The organism is Aquiflexum sp., assembly GCF_041751335.1.
Taxonomy (GTDB): Bacteria; Bacteroidota; Bacteroidia; order Cytophagales; family Cyclobacteriaceae; genus Aquiflexum.
Window position 1 is genome coordinate 35497 of the sequence record NZ_JBGSXS010000231.1, and the last position, 24306, is coordinate 59802.

The 24306-nt window shown below is 38.4% G+C and carries 24 protein-coding genes; 20 read left to right on the forward strand and 4 right to left on the reverse strand.

What is annotated here, in order from left to right:
- The first annotated feature begins 61 nt into the window (after positions 1-61).
- The 4 genes from ACEW8U_RS12505 (at position 62) to ACEW8U_RS12520 (ending at position 5294) form a co-directional block, all read left to right on the forward strand.
- The gene (locus tag ACEW8U_RS12505; protein WP_373522385.1) at positions 62-1933 is read left to right on the forward strand and encodes a DUF4838 domain-containing protein; all 1872 of its coding nucleotides are present in this window, start codon (positions 62-64) and stop codon (positions 1931-1933) included.
- Positions 1934-2090: 157 nt separating this feature from the next.
- Positions 2091-2186 carry a Fic family protein gene (locus tag ACEW8U_RS12510; protein WP_373522421.1) on the forward strand — a complete coding sequence of 32 codons (96 nt, stop codon included), beginning with the start codon at positions 2091-2093 and terminating at the stop codon, positions 2184-2186.
- A gap of 32 nt (positions 2187-2218) precedes the next feature.
- The gene (locus tag ACEW8U_RS12515; protein ID WP_373522386.1) at positions 2219-3331 is read left to right on the forward strand and encodes a Gfo/Idh/MocA family protein; all 1113 of its coding nucleotides are present in this window, start codon (positions 2219-2221) and stop codon (positions 3329-3331) included.
- A 265-nt stretch (positions 3332-3596) separates the two neighbouring features.
- Positions 3597-5294, forward strand: coding sequence for a TrkA family potassium uptake protein (locus ACEW8U_RS12520; protein ID WP_373522387.1), 1698 nt, complete (start codon positions 3597-3599; stop codon positions 5292-5294).
- A gap of 175 nt (positions 5295-5469) precedes the next feature.
- On the opposite strand, the gene ACEW8U_RS12525 is transcribed toward ACEW8U_RS12520, so the two are convergent.
- From ACEW8U_RS12525 to ACEW8U_RS12535, 3 genes are all read right to left on the reverse strand, one after another.
- Positions 5470-5934: a GNAT family N-acetyltransferase gene (locus ACEW8U_RS12525; RefSeq protein WP_373522388.1), complete on the reverse strand. Its 465-nt coding sequence runs from the start codon at positions 5932-5934 to the stop codon at positions 5470-5472.
- A 561-nt stretch (positions 5935-6495) separates the two neighbouring features.
- Positions 6496-7020: a YdeI/OmpD-associated family protein gene (locus tag ACEW8U_RS12530; protein WP_373522389.1), complete on the reverse strand. Its 525-nt coding sequence runs from the start codon at positions 7018-7020 to the stop codon at positions 6496-6498.
- A 130-nt stretch (positions 7021-7150) separates the two neighbouring features.
- Entirely contained in the window at positions 7151-7633 is a 483-nt protein-coding gene (locus ACEW8U_RS12535; protein WP_373522390.1) for a hypothetical protein, read from the reverse strand.
- 322 nt (positions 7634-7955) lie between these two features.
- Between ACEW8U_RS12535 and ACEW8U_RS12540 the strand changes: the two genes are divergently transcribed.
- The 13 genes from ACEW8U_RS12540 to ACEW8U_RS12600 all read left to right on the forward strand — a co-directional run bounded on the left by ACEW8U_RS12540 (position 7956) and on the right by ACEW8U_RS12600 (position 21105).
- A complete protein-coding gene (locus ACEW8U_RS12540; RefSeq protein WP_373522391.1) occupies positions 7956-11450 on the forward strand; it encodes a CheR family methyltransferase in 3495 nt (1164 codons plus the stop codon).
- The gene (locus tag ACEW8U_RS12545) at positions 11447-11896 is read left to right on the forward strand and encodes a response regulator (protein WP_373522392.1); all 450 of its coding nucleotides are present in this window, start codon (positions 11447-11449) and stop codon (positions 11894-11896) included. The genes ACEW8U_RS12540 and ACEW8U_RS12545 overlap by 4 nt, the downstream gene beginning before the upstream one ends.
- A gap of 22 nt (positions 11897-11918) precedes the next feature.
- Positions 11919-12482, forward strand: a complete 564-nt coding sequence (locus tag ACEW8U_RS12550; protein WP_373522393.1) for a helix-turn-helix domain-containing protein — start codon at positions 11919-11921, stop codon at positions 12480-12482.
- 342 nt (positions 12483-12824) lie between these two features.
- Positions 12825-12983: a hypothetical protein gene (locus tag ACEW8U_RS12555; protein WP_373522394.1), complete on the forward strand. Its 159-nt coding sequence runs from the start codon at positions 12825-12827 to the stop codon at positions 12981-12983.
- A 161-nt stretch (positions 12984-13144) separates the two neighbouring features.
- Entirely contained in the window at positions 13145-14128 is a 984-nt protein-coding gene (locus tag ACEW8U_RS12560; RefSeq protein ID WP_373522395.1) for a manganese catalase family protein, read from the forward strand.
- Positions 14129-14183: 55 nt separating this feature from the next.
- A complete protein-coding gene (locus ACEW8U_RS12565) occupies positions 14184-14756 on the forward strand; it encodes a ferritin-like domain-containing protein (protein WP_373522396.1) in 573 nt (190 codons plus the stop codon).
- Between the two features lie 178 nt (positions 14757-14934).
- Entirely contained in the window at positions 14935-15531 is a 597-nt protein-coding gene (locus tag ACEW8U_RS12570) for a hypothetical protein (protein WP_373522397.1), read from the forward strand.
- Positions 15532-15607: 76 nt separating this feature from the next.
- Complete coding sequence (locus tag ACEW8U_RS12575) at positions 15608-16225, forward strand: DUF4142 domain-containing protein (protein ID WP_373522398.1); 618 nt, start codon at positions 15608-15610, stop codon at positions 16223-16225.
- Positions 16226-16648: 423 nt separating this feature from the next.
- Positions 16649-16846 carry a hypothetical protein gene (locus ACEW8U_RS12580; protein ID WP_373522399.1) on the forward strand — a complete coding sequence of 66 codons (198 nt, stop codon included), beginning with the start codon at positions 16649-16651 and terminating at the stop codon, positions 16844-16846.
- Positions 16847-16948: 102 nt separating this feature from the next.
- Complete coding sequence (locus ACEW8U_RS12585) at positions 16949-17386, forward strand: hypothetical protein (RefSeq protein WP_373522400.1); 438 nt, start codon at positions 16949-16951, stop codon at positions 17384-17386.
- A 323-nt stretch (positions 17387-17709) separates the two neighbouring features.
- The gene (locus tag ACEW8U_RS12590; protein WP_373522401.1) at positions 17710-18645 is read left to right on the forward strand and encodes a YihY/virulence factor BrkB family protein; all 936 of its coding nucleotides are present in this window, start codon (positions 17710-17712) and stop codon (positions 18643-18645) included.
- Positions 18646-18679: 34 nt separating this feature from the next.
- The gene (locus tag ACEW8U_RS12595; protein ID WP_373522402.1) at positions 18680-20476 is read left to right on the forward strand and encodes an alpha-amylase family glycosyl hydrolase; all 1797 of its coding nucleotides are present in this window, start codon (positions 18680-18682) and stop codon (positions 20474-20476) included.
- Between the two features lie 218 nt (positions 20477-20694).
- On the forward strand, positions 20695-21105 hold the full coding sequence (locus tag ACEW8U_RS12600) for a PEGA domain-containing protein (RefSeq protein ID WP_373522403.1): 411 nt from the start codon (positions 20695-20697) through the stop codon (positions 21103-21105).
- 9 nt (positions 21106-21114) lie between these two features.
- Here the strand turns inward: ACEW8U_RS12600 and ACEW8U_RS12605 are convergent, their stop codons facing one another.
- Positions 21115-21600, reverse strand: a complete 486-nt coding sequence (locus ACEW8U_RS12605; RefSeq protein WP_373522404.1) for a thermonuclease family protein — start codon at positions 21598-21600, stop codon at positions 21115-21117.
- Between the two features lie 365 nt (positions 21601-21965).
- On the opposite strand from ACEW8U_RS12605, the gene ACEW8U_RS12610 reads away from it, so the two are divergent.
- The 3 genes from ACEW8U_RS12610 to ACEW8U_RS12620 all read left to right on the forward strand — a co-directional run bounded on the left by ACEW8U_RS12610 (position 21966) and on the right by ACEW8U_RS12620 (position 24247).
- Complete coding sequence (locus ACEW8U_RS12610; RefSeq protein ID WP_373522405.1) at positions 21966-23357, forward strand: MATE family efflux transporter; 1392 nt, start codon at positions 21966-21968, stop codon at positions 23355-23357.
- 256 nt (positions 23358-23613) lie between these two features.
- On the forward strand, positions 23614-23838 hold the full coding sequence (locus ACEW8U_RS12615) for a hypothetical protein (RefSeq protein ID WP_373522406.1): 225 nt from the start codon (positions 23614-23616) through the stop codon (positions 23836-23838).
- Complete coding sequence (locus tag ACEW8U_RS12620) at positions 23828-24247, forward strand: putative toxin-antitoxin system toxin component, PIN family (protein WP_373522407.1); 420 nt, start codon at positions 23828-23830, stop codon at positions 24245-24247. The genes ACEW8U_RS12615 and ACEW8U_RS12620 overlap by 11 nt, the downstream gene beginning before the upstream one ends.
- Positions 24248-24306: the final 59 nt, after the last annotated feature.

Here is a 24306-nt window from a genome sequence, read left to right on the forward strand (position 1 = left end):
ATTGTGGGTACTTTAATTTTTATTCAAAAAGAGTTAAACCTAGCCTAAAATACCCAAAACTATGAGGATCCTCACTTCTCTATTACTGCTATTCACCAGCTTTACTTTATCGGTTGCTCAAGACCTTACTTTGGTCAAAAATGGAAAATCTGACTTTACTATCATCATCCCCAAAGTTCCTGAGATCCAGGAGATACATGCAGCAAAAGTATTGCAAGACTACATACACAGGATTTCGGAATTTTCCATCCCCATTGCACATGATGATGCACAGCCCAGTTCACATGAAATTTTGATAGGGCGTGTCAATCGTCCTGAAACCGCAAATCTACCTTACGCTGAGTTAGGGGAGGAAGGGCTATTTATTCAAAACACAGGAAAGAAACTGATCATTACGGGAGGACCCAAAAAAGGAGTTATTTATGGCGTTCATACTTTTTTAGAGGATTATTTAGGTTGTAAGAAATATTCATCAAATGTGGAGGTAGTCCCCAGACAAAAAACAATTAAAATCGGTTCGATCAATGAGGTGCAGGTACCTGTGTTTTCATTTAGAGAAGTGTTCTATAATGATGTGTACGATCCGGCCTATATGGATTGGCACAGGTTGCATTCCCACGGAGAAAGGGGTACAGCCCCTTCTGAATGGGGATATTGGGTGCATACATTTCACACTTTTTTGGACCCCAAGGAATATGGGGAGTCCAATCCGGAATATTTCAGCTATTATGATGGGAAGCGTCATGCTGCCCTTATTCCCTCTTGGGACGGCAAGAGTGTGCAGCCCGAGTCCCAACTCTGTCTTTCCAACCCAGAAGTGTTGGAAATAGTCAGTAAAAACCTGAAAGTTGCCATGGACAAAAAACCACTGGCAAGATATTGGTCTGTCAGCCAAAATGACAATGTAAACTATTGCAAATGCGAACATTGTGCTGCGCTAGATGCCAAGTATGCTGCTTTTGCACCGGAAGAAAAAATGTACGCCACACATGGAAGTGAGTATCCGACTTTGGGAATGGGCTCCATGATGACCTTTATCAATCAAGTTGCCGAACGCTTCCCGGATAAAGTTATTTCTACCCTTGCATACCAATATACCCGAGTGCCCCCAAAAGATATCGTTCCCAGGGAAAATGTAAATATTATGCTTTGCAGCATTGAAAGTACCAGGAATGAACCAATGGAAACAGGTGATGTGGCATTTAGCAATGACCTTGAAGGTTGGGGGAAGATTACTGATAATATCCTAGTTTGGGATTATACCATTCAGTTTTCCCATTTGGTTTCTCCCTTTCCCAACCTCAGGACCCTTCAGCCCAATGTACAGTTTTTAAGGAAAAATCGGGTCAGTGCTGTTTTTGAACAGGGAAATATTCAGAGTGGCGGTGAGTTTGCCGAACTGAGGGCATATCTTTTGGCCAAATTACTTTGGAATCCAGATGTAAATATTGAGGAGGAAATGAATGGTTTTCTGAATGCTTTTTATGGAAAGGCAGCACCTTATGTAAGACAATATATCGAATTGGTGCATGACAATAATCAGGGATTTACAGGTAGGAAAATGTCCATTTTCGGAAGCCCTGTAAAGGAGAAAGACAGTTTTTTGACCTCTGAACTGATTCAGGCTTACAATGATATATTCGATAAAGCTGAGAAAGCTGTAAAAATAGAACCCGAGATTTTAAGCAGGGTTAAATCAGCCCGATTACCGATTCAATATGCAACGCTGGAAATCGCCAAGGAAGAACAGGCGGAATCTTGGGGTAATCTTGCCTCTTCCCAGCCACAAAGATTAAACCTGCCATCTGAAGTCAGTCAGTTGCTTTATGATTTCATCTACCATTGTATGCAGACCAAGGTGAGTAGACTTTCGGAATGGCATACGCCGCCGATTGAGTATTTGGAAAAATACCCTGTTTTGGTTTCAAAATAGTGAAGTAAATTCCATATTTTGAAAACTATCCAACATGGCAAAAAACACTTCCCTGTCAAAGTCATGTCCTCCTGTTATCAAAAGCACCTTTAATTTGTCTTCCTGTGCGATGGATTGGAAGTTTGTCAGGAAAAGTAAGAGGATGAATTTGATAGAAATGACACAACCCGACTCTCCAAAAAGCCAAACCCAAAAATACCGCCTAACCACCAAAAGTAAGTCGCTCAAAGATTTCTTAAACAAAAATAAATAATCTTTTAAAACAACAACCCAAAATCCCACACCATGAAAAACCCCCTTATCCTTTTGGTCTTTTTGTTGCTCAATTTTCAACATCAAGCAGTTTTTGCCCAACCAACTCACCATGCCCCGGTCCGCATGGCCATGATGGGTTTGTCGCATGGTCACTCGCCTTGGATATTCAACAGGAATGGAAAATCTGATGTGGACTTGGTAGGTATCTATGAACCGGATCAAAAACTGGCAGCAGCAATCGCCCAGAAATATGGTTTAGATAAAAACTTGTTTTTCAGTGATCCTGATTTGATGTTGGATAAAGTGAAACCAGAGGCAGTATTAGCATTTGGTTCTATATATGACCATTTGATGGTGGTTGAAAAAGCTGCACCCCGTGGAATCCACGTGATGGTAGAAAAACCACTCTCTGCTTACTACGACCATGCTGTAAAAATGAAAGCCTTGGCTGACCAACATGGCATTCATCTCTTGACCAATTTCGAGACATCCTGGTATGCGAGTACAGAAAAAACCTATCAATTATTACAAGATGAAGCTAGGTTTGGGAAAATCCGGAAAGCGATTTTTCATCATGGTCATAGAGGTCCAAAAGAAATAGGAGTTGGAAAGGAGTTTTTGGATTGGCTGGCTGACCCTGTTCAGAACGGTGGCGGTGCCCTGATTGATTTTGGCTGCTACGGGGCCAATATTATGACCTATTTGATGCAGGGCAGAAAGCCTAATTCTGTCACGGCAATTACCAATACTTTCAAGCCCGAAGTCTACCCTAAAGTGGATGATGAGGCTACCATTTTCTTGGATTATGGGGATGCCCAGGCTATCATACAGGCCTCTTGGAACTGGCCTTTTGACAGGAAGGATATGGAAGTATATGGGGTTTCGGGATATGTAATCAGTGAAAACAGGGCAAATATGAGAACAAGAAGTTGGGGTTCAAATCAAGAGGAGCAAATAGAGGTAACTCCTGAAGAATTGGGAGTCTATGTTGATCCATTCTCATATTTTGTAGATGTGATCCGTGGGAAAATCCACATTGAGGAACATGGTCTATATTCATTGGGAAACAACATGATAGTTGCCGAAATTCTAGACGCCGCAAGGCAATCTGCAAGTAAGGGTCAAACAATTTATTTGAAATGAGAAAACCCTTCTGGCTTATTTCTTTGATTATTTGAAAGTTTTATTGAAACTTTATGGATAACAGTAATTTTGATTGTATGCGTTAAAACTTAGTTTTAACGCTAATTTCTGAACCAATATTAATCCATTTACAATCCCGAAAATACCAGGACAAGTCATATCAATATCAGATGGAATAGTAATTGAAGGACAATTTGGTAAGTGGCAGAATTAAGTATATTCTTATGGAAATTACATTTAGGCCCAAAATCGATACTTATAAATCATGAAATTTCTTACATCCCAAATGACATTTTTTTTGCAGAACAAACCTGACCGGAGAAATCTCAGGCTTTTATTTAATTTTTTGTTGATCCTGCTGGCAATGATCACAGTATTTTCAGTAATCTTTCATATTTTGATGTTAAGGGAAGGGCAGTCCTTTTCCTGGATGACTGGATTTTATTGGACCCTTACCGTGATGTCCACCTTGGGATTTGGGGATATCACATTTCATACTGATTTGGGCCGATCATTTTCTATTTTGGTTTTACTTTCAGGGATGTTGTTCTTGTTGGTTTTGTTTCCTTTTACTTTCATCAATTTCTTTTACTCGCCTTGGATGAAGGCCCAGGAGCAGGCCCGGGTACCCAGAGAATTGCCCATAGATACAAAGGGGCACGTCATTTTGACCAAGTACGGCCCAATTACAGAAGCACTTATCAAAAAATTAAACAGATTTAAATATGATTATGTAGTATTGGTGGCGGATCTCACTGAAGGGTTGCGGCTTGGTGAACTGGGAGTAAAAGTGATGTTGGGGGACTTGGTGGACCCACAGACCTATAAGAATGCCAGGGTTGAAAATGCAGCTTTAGTTGCCACTACCGAATCAGACGTTTTAAATACCAATGTTGCATTTACCGTAAGAGGTATCAGTAAAGATGTTACCATTATTTCTACAGCAAATACTGAGGCCGCAGTTGATATTTTGAAACTTGCTGGCAGCAATAGTGTGCTTCAATTGGGAGAAATCATGGGCGTAATTCTATCAAGAAGGGCCAATGCAGGAGATGCTTGTGCTCATGTGATTGGGCGATTTGGGGATTTGCAGATTGCTGAAGCTTTGGTTACAGGATCATCAATGGTCGGAATGACACTCAAAGAAACATCCCTCAGACAGAAAGTAGGTGTAAGCGTGGTGGGAATTTGGGAGAGGGGGAAATTTGAAGATGCAAGACCTGAAACTAAAATATCCTCAAGTACAGTTTTGGTTTTGGCAGGTTCCGAAAAACAAATAGAATTGTACAACAAAAATTTTGGGGTAAAGGGTGTGTTCACTTCGCCTGTGTTGATTTTGGGGGGAGGAAGGGTAGGCAGGGCCACTGGAAGGGCATTTGCTTCCAGAAACCTTCAATATAAGATTGTTGAAAAAGAGGCCGTTAGGGTACAGGGAGTCAAAAATACCATCGTAGGAGATGCTGCAGATTTGGAAGTACTCAATCAGGCAGGCATTATGGAATCACCTTCTGTGATCATTACTACCCATGATGATGATGTGAATGTGTACTTGACCATCTATTGCAGGCAATTACGCCCTGATATGCAGATCATCACGAGGTCCACTTTGGAAAGAAATCTGGGCACCATGCACAGGGCAGGAGCTGATTTTGTGATGTCATATGCCTCTTTGGGGGCCAATACTATTTTGAACCTACTCCAAAGAAGTGATATATTGATGGTTGCTGAGGGCCTTGATCTGATCAAGGTCAAAGTTCCATCGCGGCTCTCCGGAAAAACAATCAAAGAATCCTCCATTAGAAAGGAAACAGGCTGCACCATCATCGGAATAAAACATGATGAAGAAATGCATATCAATCCAGAGCCTAGTATGATCCTGCCGGAAGGTGCTGAAATTATATTAATCGGTACCGTGGATGCAGAAAATCAGTTTTTCCAAATTTATGGTACAAAAGATAACTGATGCAGACTTTTGGTTTTAAAAATCATATTTTTACTCAATACCAGTATTAATCAACTCAATTAAACGGATTGATGTTATAAATTGCGAATCTACCCTGCCTTCAGACAGTCACGTAACATCGGTCATCGGTCATCTAACATCGGTCATCGGACATCGGACAATTTGCCCCCTCACATCAAATTTCCTTTTCCAAAATCATCAAATCCCTGCACTGTACTCCATTTTCAAAGATAGGTAGTTCATAATTATCGATAAAAAAATCAGGGATTATTTCGATAAGCAAAAAACCCTGAATAAGGTACAACCGCAATTGAGCGATGCTTGTATTGGCTGTTGCGATACGAAGTTTCGAAAATCCCATGTTTTTGGAGATTTCCTCGGCATGTCCAAGCATCATCTTCCCTATGCCTTTTCCTTGAAATTCAGGGAGTACAGCAATATTCTTGATCTCAATGGTTTCTTTTTGGTCAAGAGGAAATAAGACATAGACCCCGATTATTTTATCACCAGATTCGGTGAGGTAAATTTCAGAAATGGGAAGGTATGAATCTATCATCCGCCTCGAAGGATCCGCCAATTCCAATAGAGCGTATGGCGGCATTTCCCCCTTTTGCAATTGTCTGATATTTATTTTTGCCATAGTTTAATTTTGAACCACAAAAGAAACAAAAGGGATTAAAAGACCCTATCACTAAAAGTTGATATTCAGTAACTTTTGTACACTTTTGTGGTTCCATTATTATTTTGTTAAAACCATAAAGCCAGCCAATCCGGTTCGCAATGATGTAATCGGAGCAAACTGCTGAAGGCAGAGGAATTAAGCTTAGCTTACCAATCAATTGCCTCCTGCTTTAGCGGGAGGAAAAAAAGAGGTCTCCTATCCCCCGGCTTTAGCCAAACATAATTCCCGATCTTATTTCCTACTTTTCTGTTTATGCTAAAGCCTATTGGTATTTTCCATTTATATATGAATGGGCTAAAGCCGCATTCCTATTGATATGAGCATAATTGCCTGAAATTCTATTGCTTTTAAGAACCCCATGAGATCCTTCTCCCGATAACTATCGGGAGAAGGATGACGGCTGCCAGGCGGCCACTTGATGTCATTCCTTTTCTGAACATTTTCAAAATGTTATAAACTCGCAGAGACGTAAAAAAACCTTCTCCCTCGCGTCTTCCGTCTTCGGTCTTCCGTCTATTTTTACCAAACATTCCCCAAATTATTGTAATACTTGATTTTCTCATTGAGCATCTTGAAATCCAGATTGCCTTTTACGTCCTTGAGGTGTTCGATAATTGCAAGGGATTTATTCAGTCTTGAATTTGAATTTTTGACCTTAGTGACAAGATAGACAAGACTTCTTTGTTTTCCTTTTGTAAGTGCATGAAATAACTCATTTCCCTGATCATCCTGATCCAATAACACCTGTAATTCTTCGGGCATCTCATGCCCATATTCTGAATGGTCTTTTTCAAGACTGACCATCAATTTTCCACCTTCTTCTATTTTAAGTTGCGCTCTCAATGATTTATTAATCAGAATATACCAGTACGCCTTACATTTCATCAAAGCGGCAGGATAGGGGCTGAGTTTGTTCAGCTGGCAGAGAATTCTCTTGTTATCTCCTTCAATAAAGGAAAGAGCAATATCCTCCGGCACAGGGGTATGAAACTGCCAAAGCGATGTATGAAAATTTTCAAGTGTGGAGTTAAAAGATTTTTTCATTGGTGGAAAATAAAAAAAAATGATTCAATTCCTGTAACATCCGTCATCGGACATCGAACAAATCTTTAAATATGGAAGCACTGAAAAGAAAAAAAGCGGATAGCGCTATGAAATCATAAGGACAGATGCATTAAAAAGCTACTTGCAATTTATCCTTGAAATAAAGCTCATCCTCAACATTGTGTGGTAGAAAATTGATGGAAAAATTCCTTGGAATGGGATGTTTGGTGTTAGGATTGTGTGAATCCAAAGGAAAAAGCGATCCCAGCATAAACCCAAGAACGCCACCCCAAACCGCACCTACGGCCAGGGAAGTTACCAAAGTGGCTATAGGTGAAAGAGAGTAGCCGCTTTCAGAAAAAAGCAATATCAACCCAACAACGCCACCCGTAATGATTGCGCCTGAAATTACTCCCAATTTTAATCCTTTGATCGATTTTCTTAGCGTAGCATTTCCAGAATTTTGAAATTGAACTTGATCTTCTTCTTCGTTATCTATTTCTTCGTGGCGATTTATTTTTATCTCATCAGATTGATAACCTCTAGCTTGTATTGTTTTTAAGGCCAATTTGAATTCTTCCCTGGTATTGAAAATTCGTGTAAGGTGTTCCATTTTCTACGGATTTCTATTTTATATTAACCTTTTTGATTGTCATCCCAAATGTTTAATTCTCTAGGGATTTTTTTAGTGAAGAAAGATCCAAAATCAAATTTAAATTCTATTATATTATTAGCCCTGTTCCTTGCATTTATCACACCTTTCAGGTAAAATTTTGTAAAAGAATACCAAATTTTTTATATATATTACAGATATCTTCTTAACCCTTTTTAAAGGATTCGGAACGCAAGCGTATTAATGTTATCTTTCCGATGATCATTAGTTCAATCACTTAAATCTTCAAATAATTTAATTCTTCCCTGTTTACAATGTAATCATGAAACAATCCGCAGATAAGCTCAAGGTCAAGGATTCTGTTTCAAATCAGGTTGAGGATCAACCTGTTTTTCCAATAGTAGCAATCGGTGCCTCAGCAGGAGGACTCGAAGCTATTTCTGAATTGTTGAGAAATTTGTCCCCTAACACGGGCATGGCATTTATATATGTTCAGCATCTCAAAGCCGACCATAAGAGTATGCTTGCTCCACTGCTGTCCAAACTCACTTCTATGGAGGTAAAGGAGGTAGAGGACAAAGAACTGATAAGTCCTAATTGTTTTTACATCATACCTCCTGACAAAGAGATTTCTGCACAAAATGGTCATATATTCCTAAAACCGAGACCCGAAAGTCCCAAATTCAATCTTCCAATCGATATTCTTTTTTCTTCCCTTTCGGATTCTCATCATGAAGACGTCATTGGTGTCGTTTTGAGTGGAAGTGCATCTGATGGAACCATAGGATTGAAGTCGATCAAGCAGAAAGGAGGGCTCACCTTTGCGCAAGATAGTTCTGCCAAATTTGATAGCATGCCCAAATCGGCCATTTCAGCAGGCATTGTGGATTTTATATTGTCTCCAAAAGAAATTGCCCTGGAATTGAACAAATTGAGTAAACATCCGCTTATCATCAATACCGAAAGAAAGGGCAGAGAGGAGGATCAAATAGCAGATTCCAATCCTGACCTGAGGGCCATACTTTTCAGTCTGCTTCAAATGACAGGAGTCGATTTCACAGTTTACAAAATGAGGACCATCAAAAGGAGGATTTTGAGAAGGATGTTACTCAATAAGATAGAGGACCTCAAAACCTATTTGATTTTGGTTGATGATAAAAAAGAAGAATTGGATATTCTTTATCAGGACTTATTGATCAATGTGACCAGTTTTTTCAGAGATTCTGATACCTATAAATATGTGAAGGGGGTTCTGATACCTAAACTCCTGAAATCAAAAAATCAAGGGGAATCCCTTCGCGTCTGGGTGCCGGCCTGCTCCTCGGGTGAGGAAGCTTTTTCCATTGCCATGATGATTCTGGAAGTTCAGGAAAAGATGGAAAAACCAATTCCCATCAAGATGTTTGCCACAGACCTGAGTGAAAAGGCCATCAGTAAAGCTAGGATTGGAATCTATACCAAAAGTGAGCTGGAATCTGTGTATCCAAGACGATTGCAGCGTTTCTTTTCCAAGCATGAAGGTAATTACAAAATAGCCAAATCAATCCGGGATATCTGTGTCTTTGCGACGCACAATGTGCTTAAAGACCCGCCATTTTCAAAGATAGACTTTATCAGTTGCAGAAACCTGTTTATCTATTTTGATACACCGGCCCAGAAAAGGGCACTTACGACTTTCCATTATGCACTGAATGATACTGGCTATTTGATGCTGGGAAAAGCCGAGACAATCAGTTCTTCCATTCATTTATTCACCCAACTCGACAAGAAATATAAAATCTATTTGAAAAAAAGCGATTCAGATAATGTCTTGTTAACATTGCCATACAAAAAAATGCCCAAGAAAGAGATTCCTCCTCCCAACCAATCAAACCATCAGGAAACAAGTTCCAGTTTCCCAGAAATTAGTGCTAAACAGGGTAGTATGGGACTTGCAAAGGCCATAGATGCCATTATTGTTTCTGATTTTTTGCCACCATCTGTTGTGATCAATCAGCAGCATGAAATCAAACAGTTCAGGGGCAATACAGACATGTATTTTAGCCATGTGTCGGGAAAGGCATCACTGAACATCTTCAAGCTGGTCAGGAAGGATATTGCATTTCATTTGAGAAATCTGATTTCCAAATCCTTTAAAACTAATAAGCGACTCAGAAAAGGGGGAATTGAAATAAAAATTAACAATAACCCATTTATCATCAGTATTGAGGTGACTCCACTACAACTGGAGTCGGATGAACAAATGATGCTGGTGGTTTTCTCCAATCATGAGCAGGTATTGGGCTTGGGGGAATTTAAAGGAAATGGTGATGGCCAAACCAAGCAGGTCAAGTTTCAAGAAAACAGGATCAATCAGCTGGAGGAAGAATTGGCTTCTTCACATGAAGATGCCGTCGAACTTGCCCACGAACAGGAGGGATTTATAGAAGAGCTTCAAAGTGCCAATGAGGAAATTGTATCCAGCAACGAAGAACTACAGACAGTCAATGAGGAACTGGAAACTTCCAAAGAGGAACTTGAATCTTCCAATGAGGAGCTGATCACTACCAATCAGGAACTGCAAACGCGGAATGACCTCTTGAGTGAATCATACGATTATTCTAAGGCCATTATTTCAACCTTGCACGAACCCTTGATTGTATTGGATAGTGGTTTTAGGATAAAAACATCCAACGATTCCTTTTTTAGAACATTCGGTTTAAAAAATGAAAATATCGAGGGTAAAATTTTGTTTGAACTGGAAGAAGGAGAATGGAATATACCAAGCCTGAGGGAATTGCTCGAGCACATTGTCCCAAAAGATTCCTCTTTCATTAATTTCAAAATCACCCACTATTTTCCAAGGATTGGGGAAAAGGTCTTTTTACTCAATGCCAACCGCATCATCCAAAAAAGTCATGGAGAGCAATTGATCTTACTTTCTTTCAATGATATTACCGACACTATAAGGCTACAAAAAAAGGAATTGGAAGTGTTTACAAAGGATATTGAGGATTCCAAACATTATAGCCAAGAATTGGAAAAAGCAGTAAAGGAAAGAACCAGACAACTGGACCATTCCAATAAATCTCTGGAAGAAAAAAACAATGAGCTTGGAAAAATGAACAAGGAACTTGAGGCTTTCGCATATGTCTCCAGTCATGATTTGCAAGAGCCACTCAGGAAGATCCAAACTTTTGCGGACAGGATACTGGAAAAAGAATTGTCAAATCTATCTCCAAGTGGGAAGACTTATTTTCAGCACATGCAGCAGTCAGCCAATAGGATGCAATTGTTGATAGAGGAATTATTGACTTTTTCAAGTCTCAATAGTGCAGAAAGAAAATTTGAGACGCATCAGCTTGAGGATATTGTGAAGGACGTGGAAAGTGAATTGAAAGAAGAATTAGAAAACAAACACGCAGTCATTGAATTGCAAGAAATGTGTGAAGTTAAAGTTATCCCCTTTCAGTTCAGGCAATTGATCAATAACCTAATCGTCAATTCATTGAAATTTTCCAATCCTAAGATACCTATCAAGATCAATATCTCCTCCAAAATTGAAAAACTGGAAGAGATCAAAACAATGGAACACTTAACACATAAATATTATTGTCATATTACCTTTTCAGACAACGGGATAGGATTTGATCAAGAGTACAGCAAAAGAATTTTTGAGGTTTTTGAAAAACTCCATAGTAAAGACGAATATCCCGGGACAGGGATAGGTCTTGCAATTGTCAAAAAAGTTGTGGATAATCACAATGGATTCATTAATGCTACCAGTGAATCAAATAAAGGAACTATCTTTGATATATACCTACCATCAAAAAAATGACGAATAACCTCCTGAAAATTATACTCGCAGATGATGATGAAGCGGACAGGCTGTTATTCAAAGAGGCATTTTTTGAATTAAAATCTGGAATTACCATTGAAACAGTCAATGATGGTATGGAATTGATGAACCTTATGCACAGTACCAAATCTGAGGATTTGCCCCAGATTCTCTTTTTGGATATCAATATGCCGCAAAAAACCGGCATGGATTGCCTCAAGGAAATCAGGGCTGACGATAGGTTCAAAAATGTTTCAATAGCCATTTATTCGACCTCATCAAGCGAAAAGGACATGGAACAGACTTTTATTCATGGTGCAAATGTTTACATTCACAAACCCAATAGCTTTGAAAAATTGAAGCGAGTACTGGAAAAAGCCATCATCAATGCTAAAGTTTATCAAGATCCCCCATTTAATAAAGAAAATTTTCTTTTAAACGCATAGTAATTGAAATAATCAATACCAAGTGGAAAATCAGAAATTACATATCAAATACATGGTAAGCCTCCGGTGCATCATGGTGGTGAAGGAAGAACTGCGGGATTTGGGGATCAAGTATGTCAATGTCAACTTGGGAGAGGTTGAGTTGTTGGAAAGTATTTCCAAACAACAGATGGAAAGCCTAAGAACCAATTTGAAAAAAATAGGACTAGAACTGCTTGAAGATAAAAGGAATATCCTGATCAATAAAATTAAAAGTGAGGTGGTCGCCTTGATTCATCATTCAGATAGTGTACTAAAAGTGAATTTTTCAGAATACCTTAGCAATCGGCTGGGATACGATTATACCTACCTATCTAACTTATTCTCGGACGTTATGGGAATAACCATACAGCAATTTATCATCTTCAATAAAATTGAAAAAGTAAAGGAACTTTTGCTTTACAATGAGCTCAACCTGACCGAAATATCTTATAAATTGGATTACAGCAGCGTCTCCCACCTTTCCAATCAATTCAAGAAAGTAACAGGGCTGACTCCATCATATTTTAAGCATATGAGAGAATTGAGACAGGCCCAATTAAAATAAATAAATACCTCCAGCCATTCGTTTTTTATTATCCAACTTCAAGCTGATTTTTGAATTAAGAATAGGTTGATGCCATGACTTTGAGTCATGGTATGAATTCCCCTATGCCATTCTAAGTGTCTCCACCCATATCAGACATAACAAAATGATAAATGCATAGGAATTTGGCGTATAAATGAGAATTTATCCGGTTTTTTCAAAATTTTTATTCTGTATTGAGATCATTTTTAGGAGGTTATTACTGTTAATTTCATAATATATTCAAAATAATATGTAATTATTCTGATATATAAATCCTGACTTTTGTATTGTATAAATTTAATAATTCCATAAAACAGTATTATGAATAAGACCAAAAAGGAAAGTCCAAACCATAATAATGGTGTATTGTCAAAGTTGAATGACAATCCAGACCAAAATGAAAAGGATAAAATAGGGCCTGCTGATAAGAAAAAAGGAGTCATTTCAAAGTTGAATGATGATCCTGATCAAAAGAAGTAAGTGTTCCAACATCTGTGCATCAGAGAGCTTGATGAAGGTAAATCATTCTTTTTTCGAAAGCTGGATTTTTAGATAAAGAAAACAAGAAGCATTCAAAATTTATATTCCTGTTTAAGGAATTCAAAATTATCAAATACTCATTTTAACTAAACCATAAAAAAATGTTCCATCACGTAAAAGAACTACAATTTAATGCAAGAGTTTCAAAACCTGATGTTCGTTTTGCCAAATTATTGCTTGAGCAATTTGGCGGGCCTAACGGAGAACTGAAAGCTGCAATGCAATATTTTGTTCAGGCATTCGGCTGTAGAAAAGCCTTTCCTGACAAATATGACATGTTGATGGACATTGCTACTGAGGAATTCAGTCACCTCGAAATAGTCGGTGCAACTATTCAGATGTTGCTTACCGGAGTAAATGGAGAACTCAAAAATGCAGCTGATGAGTCAGACTTAACCAAAATGTTGGATGGTCAGGCAGCTAAGGAAACCTACATCAACGATGCCATGGTCAACCCACATTTTTTCATCGTGAGCGGCGGAACTCCCACCCTGACTGATAGTGTAGGAAATCCATGGAGTGCAAGCTACATTATGGGTATGGGTGATTTGACTGCTGACTTACGCTTAAACCTAGGTGCAGAGACAAGCGCAAAAATGGTCTATGAAAACCTAATGAAATTTACTGACGATGTTTATGTCAAAGAATCACTTCGATTTTTAATGACCAGAGAAGTAGCCCATTACCAGAATTTCCAAGCGGCATTAGACACTATCAAACCAAACTTCCCTCCCGGGATTTTGGAAAGTGACCCCAAGTTCAGCAACAAATACTTCAATATGTCAAAAGGTGAAGATTTCAAAGGACCTTGGAACGAAGGAAAAAGTCCATTGATGGGAGAAGAGTGGCAGACCATAGAGGATCCCGTGCAACATGTTAGGGATACCAATGGCTTGTTGGATGAAAAAGCAACAGGCACCAACCGCAATGATAAATCGGTTCAATCCGCCAATAAAAAATTGAGTGCAGAAAGGAAAGAAAAGGTAGAAAAAGCAACTGCCCCTTCAAATGGGGTTATGAGTTGGTCAGTATATGAGGACAATGAAAAATCAAGAGAGCAAAAAGAATCTCTAGTGTCAAAATAGAATATGTCTTCTTGACAAAAAGAAATAATTAAACTCAACCAATACCCACAAAAAAATGGAAAGTAAAAAAACCAGTTCGCCAAAATCCAATGGATCAAAGCAATCCAAATCAGACAATAAATCTTCCATGCAATCTTCCCAACTGATGAAACTGTTTGAGGATGGATTAAAGGACATTTATTGGGCAGAAAAAGCTTTGATAAAAGCCATTCCTAAGATGATCAAAAAAGCCACTTCAGAGGAGTTGGATAAGGCTCTTACATCACATCTTGAAGAGACTAAGGAACAAATTACCAGATTGGAAAAAGTTTTCTCTTTAATTAAAGTAAAAGCTGAAGGGAAAAAATGTGACGCTATGGAAGGATTGATTGAAGAGGCTTCAGGTATTATGGAGGAATGTGAGGAAGGATCAATGCGTGATGCAGGAATCATCTCTGCTGCACAAAAAGTGGAGCATTATGAAATTGCAACCTATGGTACACTTCGACAGTTTGCCGAAACATTGAAATTGACTGAGGTAGAGAAATTGTTGGCAACCACACTTCAGGAAGAAAAAGAAGCAGACTTGAAATTATCTGATGTTGCTATGGAAGCTGTCAACGTAGATGCCGCTGAAGAAGCTGTATAATAAAAAATGTCATGAACAATATTTTCAAAGGTCTGATAGCAGGCTACGGTGCAAAAAAAATGGGAGGTGGATGTTTAGGGACGATAGTCGTCTTTGTAATCATATATTTTCTTTTAGGCCAATGCAGTTAATTATTGAAAAAACAGAATCACAATCAAATAATACTAAATAAAAAAAAATGGAAAATCAACGCAATGAAAATGAAATCCTGGATAGAGGAACTTCCGATAGAAATGAAGGTCTAAATAAAAGATCATCTGATAAAAGAGTATTGACAGGAATGTTTCGTGACCGTCAGAGCGCAGAAAGGGCTTACAATACGCTTCACGAAAGAGGATATTCAAAAGACGAAATCAATTTGATCATGTCCAAAGAAACCCGTGAGAAAGATTATGACGAAAATCATTCAGAAAAAACCGAAATAGGGACCAAAGCAGCTGAACATGCAGGTAAAGGATCTGCCATTGGTGGTACTGTAGGTGCTATTGTGGGTGTCATCGCGGCTATTGGTACAAGTGTGGTAATTCCTGGATTGGGAATTCTGGTTGCTGGTCCTTTGGTAGCTGGCTTGGTCGGAGCAGGTGCTGGCGGAGCCGCCGGAGGGCTTATCGGTGCTTTGGTGGGATCTGGTATTCCTGAAGCTAGAGCGAAATTATACGAATCTGGAATCAAAGAAGGCAATGTAGTCATTACGGTAACGCCGAAAAATGAAGAAGATGCCAAATACCTAGAAGAAAACTGGAAAACTAACCATGGTGAAGAAGTTCACTGGTAAAATCCCAACAATGTTATTTGCAAGGGATTTTAGCTAATCCCTTGCTTATTTTATGAAAACTAAACCAATTAATACTATGAAAAATCTAATTAATTTTAAATCAATCCTTATCCCTTCCTTAGGTTTGGCAGGGCTACTGTTATTTGCCACATCTTGTTCTGAAAATAAAACTACTGATTCAATGGAAGTTGCAGAACAAGAAAACATCTCTAAGTTGACTAATGACGATAGAACAGCTGTGGTGATCGATAACGATAACGATGCTCAGTTTTTGATGGATGCAGCTGAAATGCAAATGGAAGAAATCAGCTTGGGAAAATTAGCACAACAAAAAGGCAATTCTCCCCATGTCAAAGAATTGGGTAAAATGATGGAAGAAGATCATAGCAAATCCCTTTCAGAACTTAAGGCATTGGCTCAATCAAAGTCAGTTTCAATTCCCGCATCAGTTACAGAAGATTCTAGAGATGCTTATAAAAGTCTTAACGAAGAAACTGGAAATGATTTTGGGAAAGCTTATACAGATATGATGGTTGAACATCATGAGGATGCAATTGAATTATATGAAAAAGCAGCTACTGATTCAGAAGATCCTAAAATCAGAGCTTATGCTACTGAAAAACTTCCAGGTTTGAGGACACACCTTCAACATGCAGAAGCAGCTAAAGAGAAAAGTGATAATATTAAATCATAATTTCTTGGCCATTGGATAGCATTCAGCATTGCTGATTGAAAAAGGTTAAAATTATCTTTAGGTGTGCAACGAACAATGTTTGTTGCACATTTTTTTTCCAGCAATTATATTAAATTATTTAATTTAAATTTAATTATATAATATTTGTTTAAGTTAAATATACAATTTATATAAAAATTATTATAAAAAAATATATTTTTAATTCAATAGATTTGTATATAAAAAAAAGCAATGAAAAAAAGTATAATAGTGATCTTGGCGCTTTAGGCCTTTTATCTACAAGGCTGTGAAGAATTTATAAATGGCCCGACATTATGTCTTTTGTCAGCAAATGAAAGAGGATGCAGAAACACTTGAATTGCATTTTTTACCTAGGTAATTCTGGACTTGATCAGATAAAAAATTAAATCAATAAATAATAATATGAAAGTAGAGAAGTCAAATAAATTAGGCAGGTTTTTAAAAACCACAATGATGGTGATTGGGGCAGGAGTATTAGCAGTATATCTTTCCGATGAAAAAAACAGGGTTAAGAGCCGAGAAAAAGCATCGGAATGGGGAAATTATTTACTTGGAAAAGTAAAAGATGAGAAAGATTATATCAGTAAGAAAGCAAAGTGATTTGATTCTCAAAAAATAAGTTGTGAGTGACGATATGAAAAGCATACTTTCTTATTAAAGAAAAAAACAGATTACAAATGAAAAAGATTAAAAAAAAATATTTTGAAAATAGTAGTTATGAGTAGCTTGGTGGTATTTGGCCTATTCAGTTGCTCACATCCCAATGCCAAGGAAATGAATGATTTGGAGAGTAGTGCCAAGAAGGATAGTTTGGAGCTTGTAAAAATAAATCCACTAGCAAATATGGAAAGAGCCGACGACTTGTTGGAATACATTGACCATAATGCAGACATTGATACCAGGTATAGTCAGAATGTGGAAGATCTGAATGAAATGCAAAAGGACTTCAAATCTGAAGTCAACGCTGTTCAATTGAAATATGATCAGAGCCTTTATGAATTAAAAAAAACAAATCTGAAAATTAAAACCAAGGTAAATGGTCATGTTATTATAGATACAAAATCTTGGGGTGATTTCAAGACATCTACCTACAATGAGATGAATAGTCTTGAAAAATCCATCAGGCTTTTAGCCGAATAGAATTCCTAATAAATTTTGACAAATTACAAAGCTAATTGAACCATAAATGTGGCTAATCGGCTTTTATTTTACATTTTTTATATGTATTAAGATTATCTTTGATATAGGAGATTATTTATGTATGTACGCAATGATGCCAATAAAATGGTAATTTGATATAATTCTTCGCAGGAGCCTGAAATGTCCGGTACATCCCTGCCTGCTTGCAGGCATGGGACTTCAAACTTCGGTCTTCCGTCCGGTTTGTAATAGGATATTGGGTTACTGGCAAAGAAGCGTATAACCATATTATATACAGATCACCAGATCTAACAGAAAAGTATATGATAAAGAAAGAAAAATTTAAGGTCAGGCATTTACCGAGATTATTTTGGGAAGCAGGGAAGATTTGGAACCAAAATAACCCATGGAGATTGGGGGCCGTTGTGGCCTATTATGCTGTATTGTCCTTACCGGGATTGCTGATCATCATCATCAATATCGTAGGGGCAGTTTGGGGGCCGGAAATCGTTAGAGGTGAAATCACCGAGGAAATATCCGAGGCCATTGGTACTGATGCTGCCAACTCGCTGATAGTTGTCATGGAAAGCACCCAAAATGATGATAGGACTTTTATATCCACTGTGATAGGAATTGGAGTATTGATTTTTGGTGCTACAGGGGTCTTTTACCAGTTGCAGATTTCAATGAATGAAATATGGAACGTTAAAATCGATCCTGACGCTGGGTTTTGGAAAATCATTAAAGACAGGGCTTTGAGCCTTGCTTTTGTTACAGCCATCGCCTTTCTTTTGATTGTCAGTTTTGTGGTATCCACGGCGCTGACATTGTTGAATAGATTCCTGTCCAGTATTTGGGAACCAGCCTATATGATTTTTGCAAGATTGTTGGATTTTGTCTTTGCCACGGGAATTTTAGCTCTTTTGTTTGTTTTGATTTTCAGGTTTATGCCTGATATGAAAATTAGGTGGGCCTCAGTTTGGCTGGGAGGAATTATTACTTCCTTGTTATTCAATTTAGGCAAAACGCTCCTGAGCTTTTATTTTGGATATTCGGACCCTGGATCAACTTATGGTGCGGCGGGTTCAGTGGTTTTATTGCTTTTATGGGTATCCTATTCCTGTTTGATTTTGTTTTATGGTGCAGCATTTACAAGAGTTTATGCAGAAAGATATAATCCAAAAGTGCAACCGGAGGATTTTGCCATGGTTGTCAAGGAAAAAGAAATAATCCTGGAAAAGGGAAGTGAATGCAAATAACCATCAAGTGATTGATCAATAAATTAAGGAAGGTATGGAAAATGAAAAAAGGGAAGGAATGGGCTCAATTTTGGGCGAAAAGGGTGTCACTTTCAGAGTTTGGGCACCCCATGCTGATCGGGTTTTTGTCATGGGTGAATTCAGTGATTGGAGGGAGGAACAGTTTCCGCTGGATCATGAGGGAGATGGTTATTGGGCGCTTCATGTCCATGAGGCCCAATCTGGCCATGAGTATAAATTTCTCATCATCAATGGAGATCAAAGATTGTCCAAAACAGATCCTTATGCCAGGAAAATGACCCATAGCAATGGCAATTCAGTGGTTTATGATCTTTACAATGATTGGCAGGACCATCAATTCCAAATTGCCCCTTTCAATCAATTGGTGATTTATGAAATGCACATTGGGACTTTCAACAGAGAAGGCTTCGGAGATGGAGAAGTCGGTACATTTTACTCCGCTGTTGATAAATTGGATTATTTACAGGAATTGGGTATCAATGCCATTGAACTGATGCCGATAATGGAGTTTTCTGGTGACAGTTCATGGGGCTATAACCCTGCCCATCCATTTGCAGTGGAGACGGCCTATGGAGGTCCGGAAGGATTGAAACATTTCATATTTGAGGCCCACATCAGGGGAATAGCAGTAATATTGGATGTGGTATATAATCATTTCGGCCCATCAGATATGGATCTCTGGCAGTTTGATGGATGGAGTGAGAATGGGCTTGGTGGTATTTATTTTTATAATGATGACAGGGCAAAAACGCCATGGGGAGACAATAGGCCGGATTATGGAAGAGAGGAAGTAAGAAGCTATATCAGGGATAATGCCATGATGTGGCTTCAGGCATATCAATGTGACGGTTTGAGGTTTGATGCCACTGCAATGATAAGGTTTCTGGGATATGATGATCCATATGACAAGACAATATTGGAGGATGGGTATTCTTTTATACAAAATCTGAATGGCGAAATCAGCGCTAAGTTTCCTAATAAAATTTTGATCGCAGAAGACCTGAAAGCAGATTCCATGGTCACAGCGCCTATTTCCAAAAACGGTCTTGGATTCCATTCACAATGGGGTTTGGGTTTTTCGGATTATGTCAAAAGGGTCTTATTGGAAGTGGATGACCAACACAGGAATCTTCAATTGATTTTGGAATCGCTGTATTTTTCCTTTAACAATGATGTTTTTCAAAGGATAATATTTACAGAGTCCCATGATGAAATAGCCAATGGTTCTTCCAGGCTTCCTGAGGAGATTGATCCAGGCTATGCCGATGGAGCATATGCCAAGAAAAAATCCACATTGGGTGCCATTACCCTGTTTACCTCAGCAGGAATCCCAATGATTTTTCAGGGGCAGGAATTCAATATGCAAGGTTATTTTACGGATGCGATGGCTTTGGATTGGGGAAAATTAATGGAAAACCATGGAATTACCCAGATGTATAGGGATTTGATCTGGATGCGGTCGGGAAGAAATGAAGAGTTGGTTGGTTTGACAGGGCATTTAATTGAAACCCTTCATTTTCATCAGGATAATCTGGTGGTGGCATTTAGCAGAACACATAAGGATTTTCAGGATCGACCGGTTATTGTCATTCTCAATTTCTCAAGCAATGAGTACTTTGGTTATCAAATCGGAATTCCATTTGATGCTGAACTTGATGTAAAGTTCAATAGTGGTTGGAAAGGATATGATGAGGATTTTTCGGATACCACCATTGTGGGAGTACAGATTGAAGGTGCATTTGAGGGACAGGATCATTCCATTAAAGTTGATCTACCGTCCTTTGGCGGGGTGATATTGGTGAGGAAGTAGCTTCAGAACTCAGGATGACGGCTGCCTAGCGGGTAACTTGATGTCATTACCAAATGTGAACAATTTAAAAACTTTGGGGACTCGCAATTACGGAAAAGTTAGATTCCCCTACCTACAGTACCTTCGACCCGTCCAAATTTTTCCTAGAAACTTATCACAAATTTCAGATAGACGAGAATAATTTTTAGTTTTGTACCCATAACATAATGATACATTTCATGAAGAAAAATTCACAAATAATTCAGGCTTTAGCCATCATCCTATCGGCTACAATTTTTTTGGCAGGATGTGGCAGCACCACGATGATTCAATCCAGGCCGGACAATGCCAAGGTCTATTTAAATGGGGAATATATGGGGAATACACCCTATGCCTACAGAGACACCAAAATAGTGAGCAGTACCACAATTGTAACTTTGGAAAAAGAAGGTTATCAGCCTTTCAATACATCATTTTCCAGAGATGAGGAATTGGATGTAGGGGCATTGATAGGAGGGATCTTTTTGTTGGTGCCATTTTTATGGATTATGAAATATAAGCCGTTCAGGACTTATGAAATGAAGCCTGAATTTGGCTATGACGAAAAGCAAAATTCAGAAACATTGATAGAAGTCATCGAAGAAAAATAAGATAGGGGATTATGGTTTTGCCCATAATCCCTTCTTTTTCAATCTTGCTTCTCTTTGAAGCTTAATAAATAGTTCCGAATATTTCACATTTGGGGGCACAGTCATGACCATTGCATACCCATTTTCTATCAAATGTGCATTCAGAAAAGTGCCATCTTCAAGATAGACATAGGCCAATGTTCTTTTATACCGGTCATATTTGCCCACATCATATTCCAACCGTATTTTTTTACTATCCAATAACTTTACAATATAGGCGGCGGCTACTTTGCCAAAATACCCGATTTCCTTTTTCCCACTTCTTCTGGTTTCAGGTGCGTCTACGCCTATCAATCTGATCTTTTCTTGTTCACCTTTGGAATTGGTAATCCAAAATGTATCCCCATCCACAAACTTCGATATCTCAAACCAATCAAAGTGCGTTTGGGCGTGAGTTTCAATTAACAGAAATGTGAGGAGGAATAGATATAGAAGGGCTATTTGAATTTTTTGCATAATTTGGAATAATGGGGCAAGATAAGATACAAGAGGCAAGAACCAAGAACAAAGCTGACCGATGTCCGATAAACAGTCCGTTATTCTGAATGAGCTAATCGAAAGTAATAAATAATAAACTAACCCTACAGAGAAGTGAAGAATCTCTAACGATTGAAAAAAGTATAAAGTAAATTCAGGACGTGACAAGCTGAGATATTTATAAAACAAGAATTTTTTCTCCGATTGGGTCTTGTTATTTGAGAATTTTTCCTGCAATTTTAAAGCCTTATGAAGGTTTAATTTTTCTCCGGTCAGTTTTCCTGCAAGCGTACGCACTTACTGCAGGTTATTTCCAATTCCATTTTTGGATAAATCCTTCATACATGACACTTAAAAAATTTATTCAACATTTCAAATCAGCTGTTAGGGGTCTTGAAGAAGACTTCACCAATATCAGCATCAAAAAAGCCATTTTCTATCTGTCTGTGCCCATGATTTTGGAGATGGTGATGGAGTCCTTGTTTGCAGTGGTTGACATTTTCTTTGTCGGCAAGCTTGGCGTATATGCTGTTGCTACCGTAGGGCTTACAGAATCAGTGCTGACAATTATCTATTCCATTGCCATCGGCCTGAGTATGGCGGCGACAGCTATTGTGGCAAGAAGAATTGGAGAGAAAAAACCTAAAGAGGCCTCTACTGCGGCCTTTCAAGCGATCATCGTCTGCTCTTTTTTCGCTGTTGCTGTAGCGGTCTTGGGGGTGTACCAGGCCAAAAATATGCTGGCAATCATGGGCGGAGAATCCGACGTCATTGAAATGGGATATCGTTATACGCAGGTGATATTTGGCGGAAATGTCTGCGTGATGCTGCTTTTTCTGATCAACGGTATTTTCAGAGGGGCAGGTAATGCAGCTGTTGCGATGCGTGCATTATGGATAGCAAATGCATTTAATATTGTTCTTGATCCTATTCTGATTTTTGGGCTGGGACCTATCCCTGCCATGGGATTGGAAGGTGCCGCTTGGGCGACAACTACAGGTAGGGGCATAGGGGTGATATATCAATTTTATATTCTTTTCAATGGCAAATCCATTATCAAATTTTATTGGGAAAGTTTGAAGATGAACTGGAAAACCATCTGGACTATTCTCAAAGTGGCTTCCGGAGGCATGGGGCAATTCCTGATTGAATCTGCTTCTTGGATATTCCTGATGAGGATTATTTCAGAATCGGGTTCTGTGGCTTTGGCAGGATATACGATTGCAATAAGGTTGATCATTTTTGCGCTATTACCAGCCTTTGGATTATCCAATGCCTCGGCAACTCTTGTCGGACAAAATCTAGGTGCATTACAACCTGCACGGGCTGAAAAATCTGCATGGCTTTCCGCACATTATACGGCTATTTTCCTGGGATTTTGTTCGATAATCTTTATTGGAGGGGCCGGTTTTTTTATCGGAATATTCAATCAGCAACCTGATGTGATTGAAGTCGGAAGATTGGGTTTGACTATTATTTGTTTGGGTTATGTGTTTTTTGGATATGGCATGGTCATGAGTCAGTCCCTCAATGGGGCAGGTGATACCAGGACTCCAACCATCATCAATTTGGCTGTACTTTGGGGCTTTCAGATTCCATTTGCCTACTTTATGGCGAAAACATTGGGAATGGGTGCGACAGGCGTATTTGTGGCTATTGCCGTTAGTCATTCTCTGCATGCTGTGGTGAGTACTTTGGTATTTAGGAGGGGGAAGTGGAAGTTGGTGGAGGTTTGATCGAGTCAAGAAACAAGTTGTGAGAGCCGAGAGCCGAGAATCAAGAAATGGAATGAAAAAATGCAATTTAGGATTACTGCTGTTCGTTACCGAAGGTTCGGTAGCGAACTACATATAAATAGGATTTGTAGTCCAAGTTCTCTTTAGGGTTGGGTCAATTGTAATTACAAATTTCAGTTATCTGTTCTCGGGATTTCAAACCCCGAGGAGAGAGAGTCTTTTGAAAAATTCGTATCTTGGGTTAAAATTAATGGCTATGGAAAAGATACAATTAGAGGTGGATAAAGTGACCGCTGAAAAATGGAACAGTTCAAATAGAAAAACCAAAAAGCAGATTTCGGATGCTTTTGAAAAAGTATTGGATATTTTTTTTGAAAATAAAGAAGAGGATTTCTGGCCATTTCTTGAAGGCATTAGGAAAAAAGCAGAAAACAAAGGATTCAATGATGAGATACTAAATGAAATTTTGAATGATAAGTAGGTTTGTTTTAGATACAAATACAATTATCAGTGCAGTGTTATCACCTTTTTCAACTAACGCGGAAGTCTTAAAAAAATCTTTATTAATTGGGGCGCCTGTTTTCTCGGAAAATGTTTTTAATGAATTGAATGAGGTTATTTTAAGAAAGAAATTTGATAGGTATTTTTCAATTAAAGACAGAATAAGAATTATTGAGTCGTTGAGGTCAAGGTTTCTGTTTGTTGAGGTTTCCTCCAATATCCACATCTGTAGAGATCCAAAGGATGATATGTTTTTGAATTTGGCAATTGATGCAAAAGCAACCTGCATTGTTACAGGCGATGCTGATTTATTGGAATTGAACCCTTTTAAAGGGATTCCAATTTTGAGTCCTCGTGAATTTTTGGAGAAATATCAAAACATGGTTTGATTGAAAAAATTGAGTTTTTTTTAAGGTTTTGGAAACTTCTTCAAGTAATCTTAAATCCC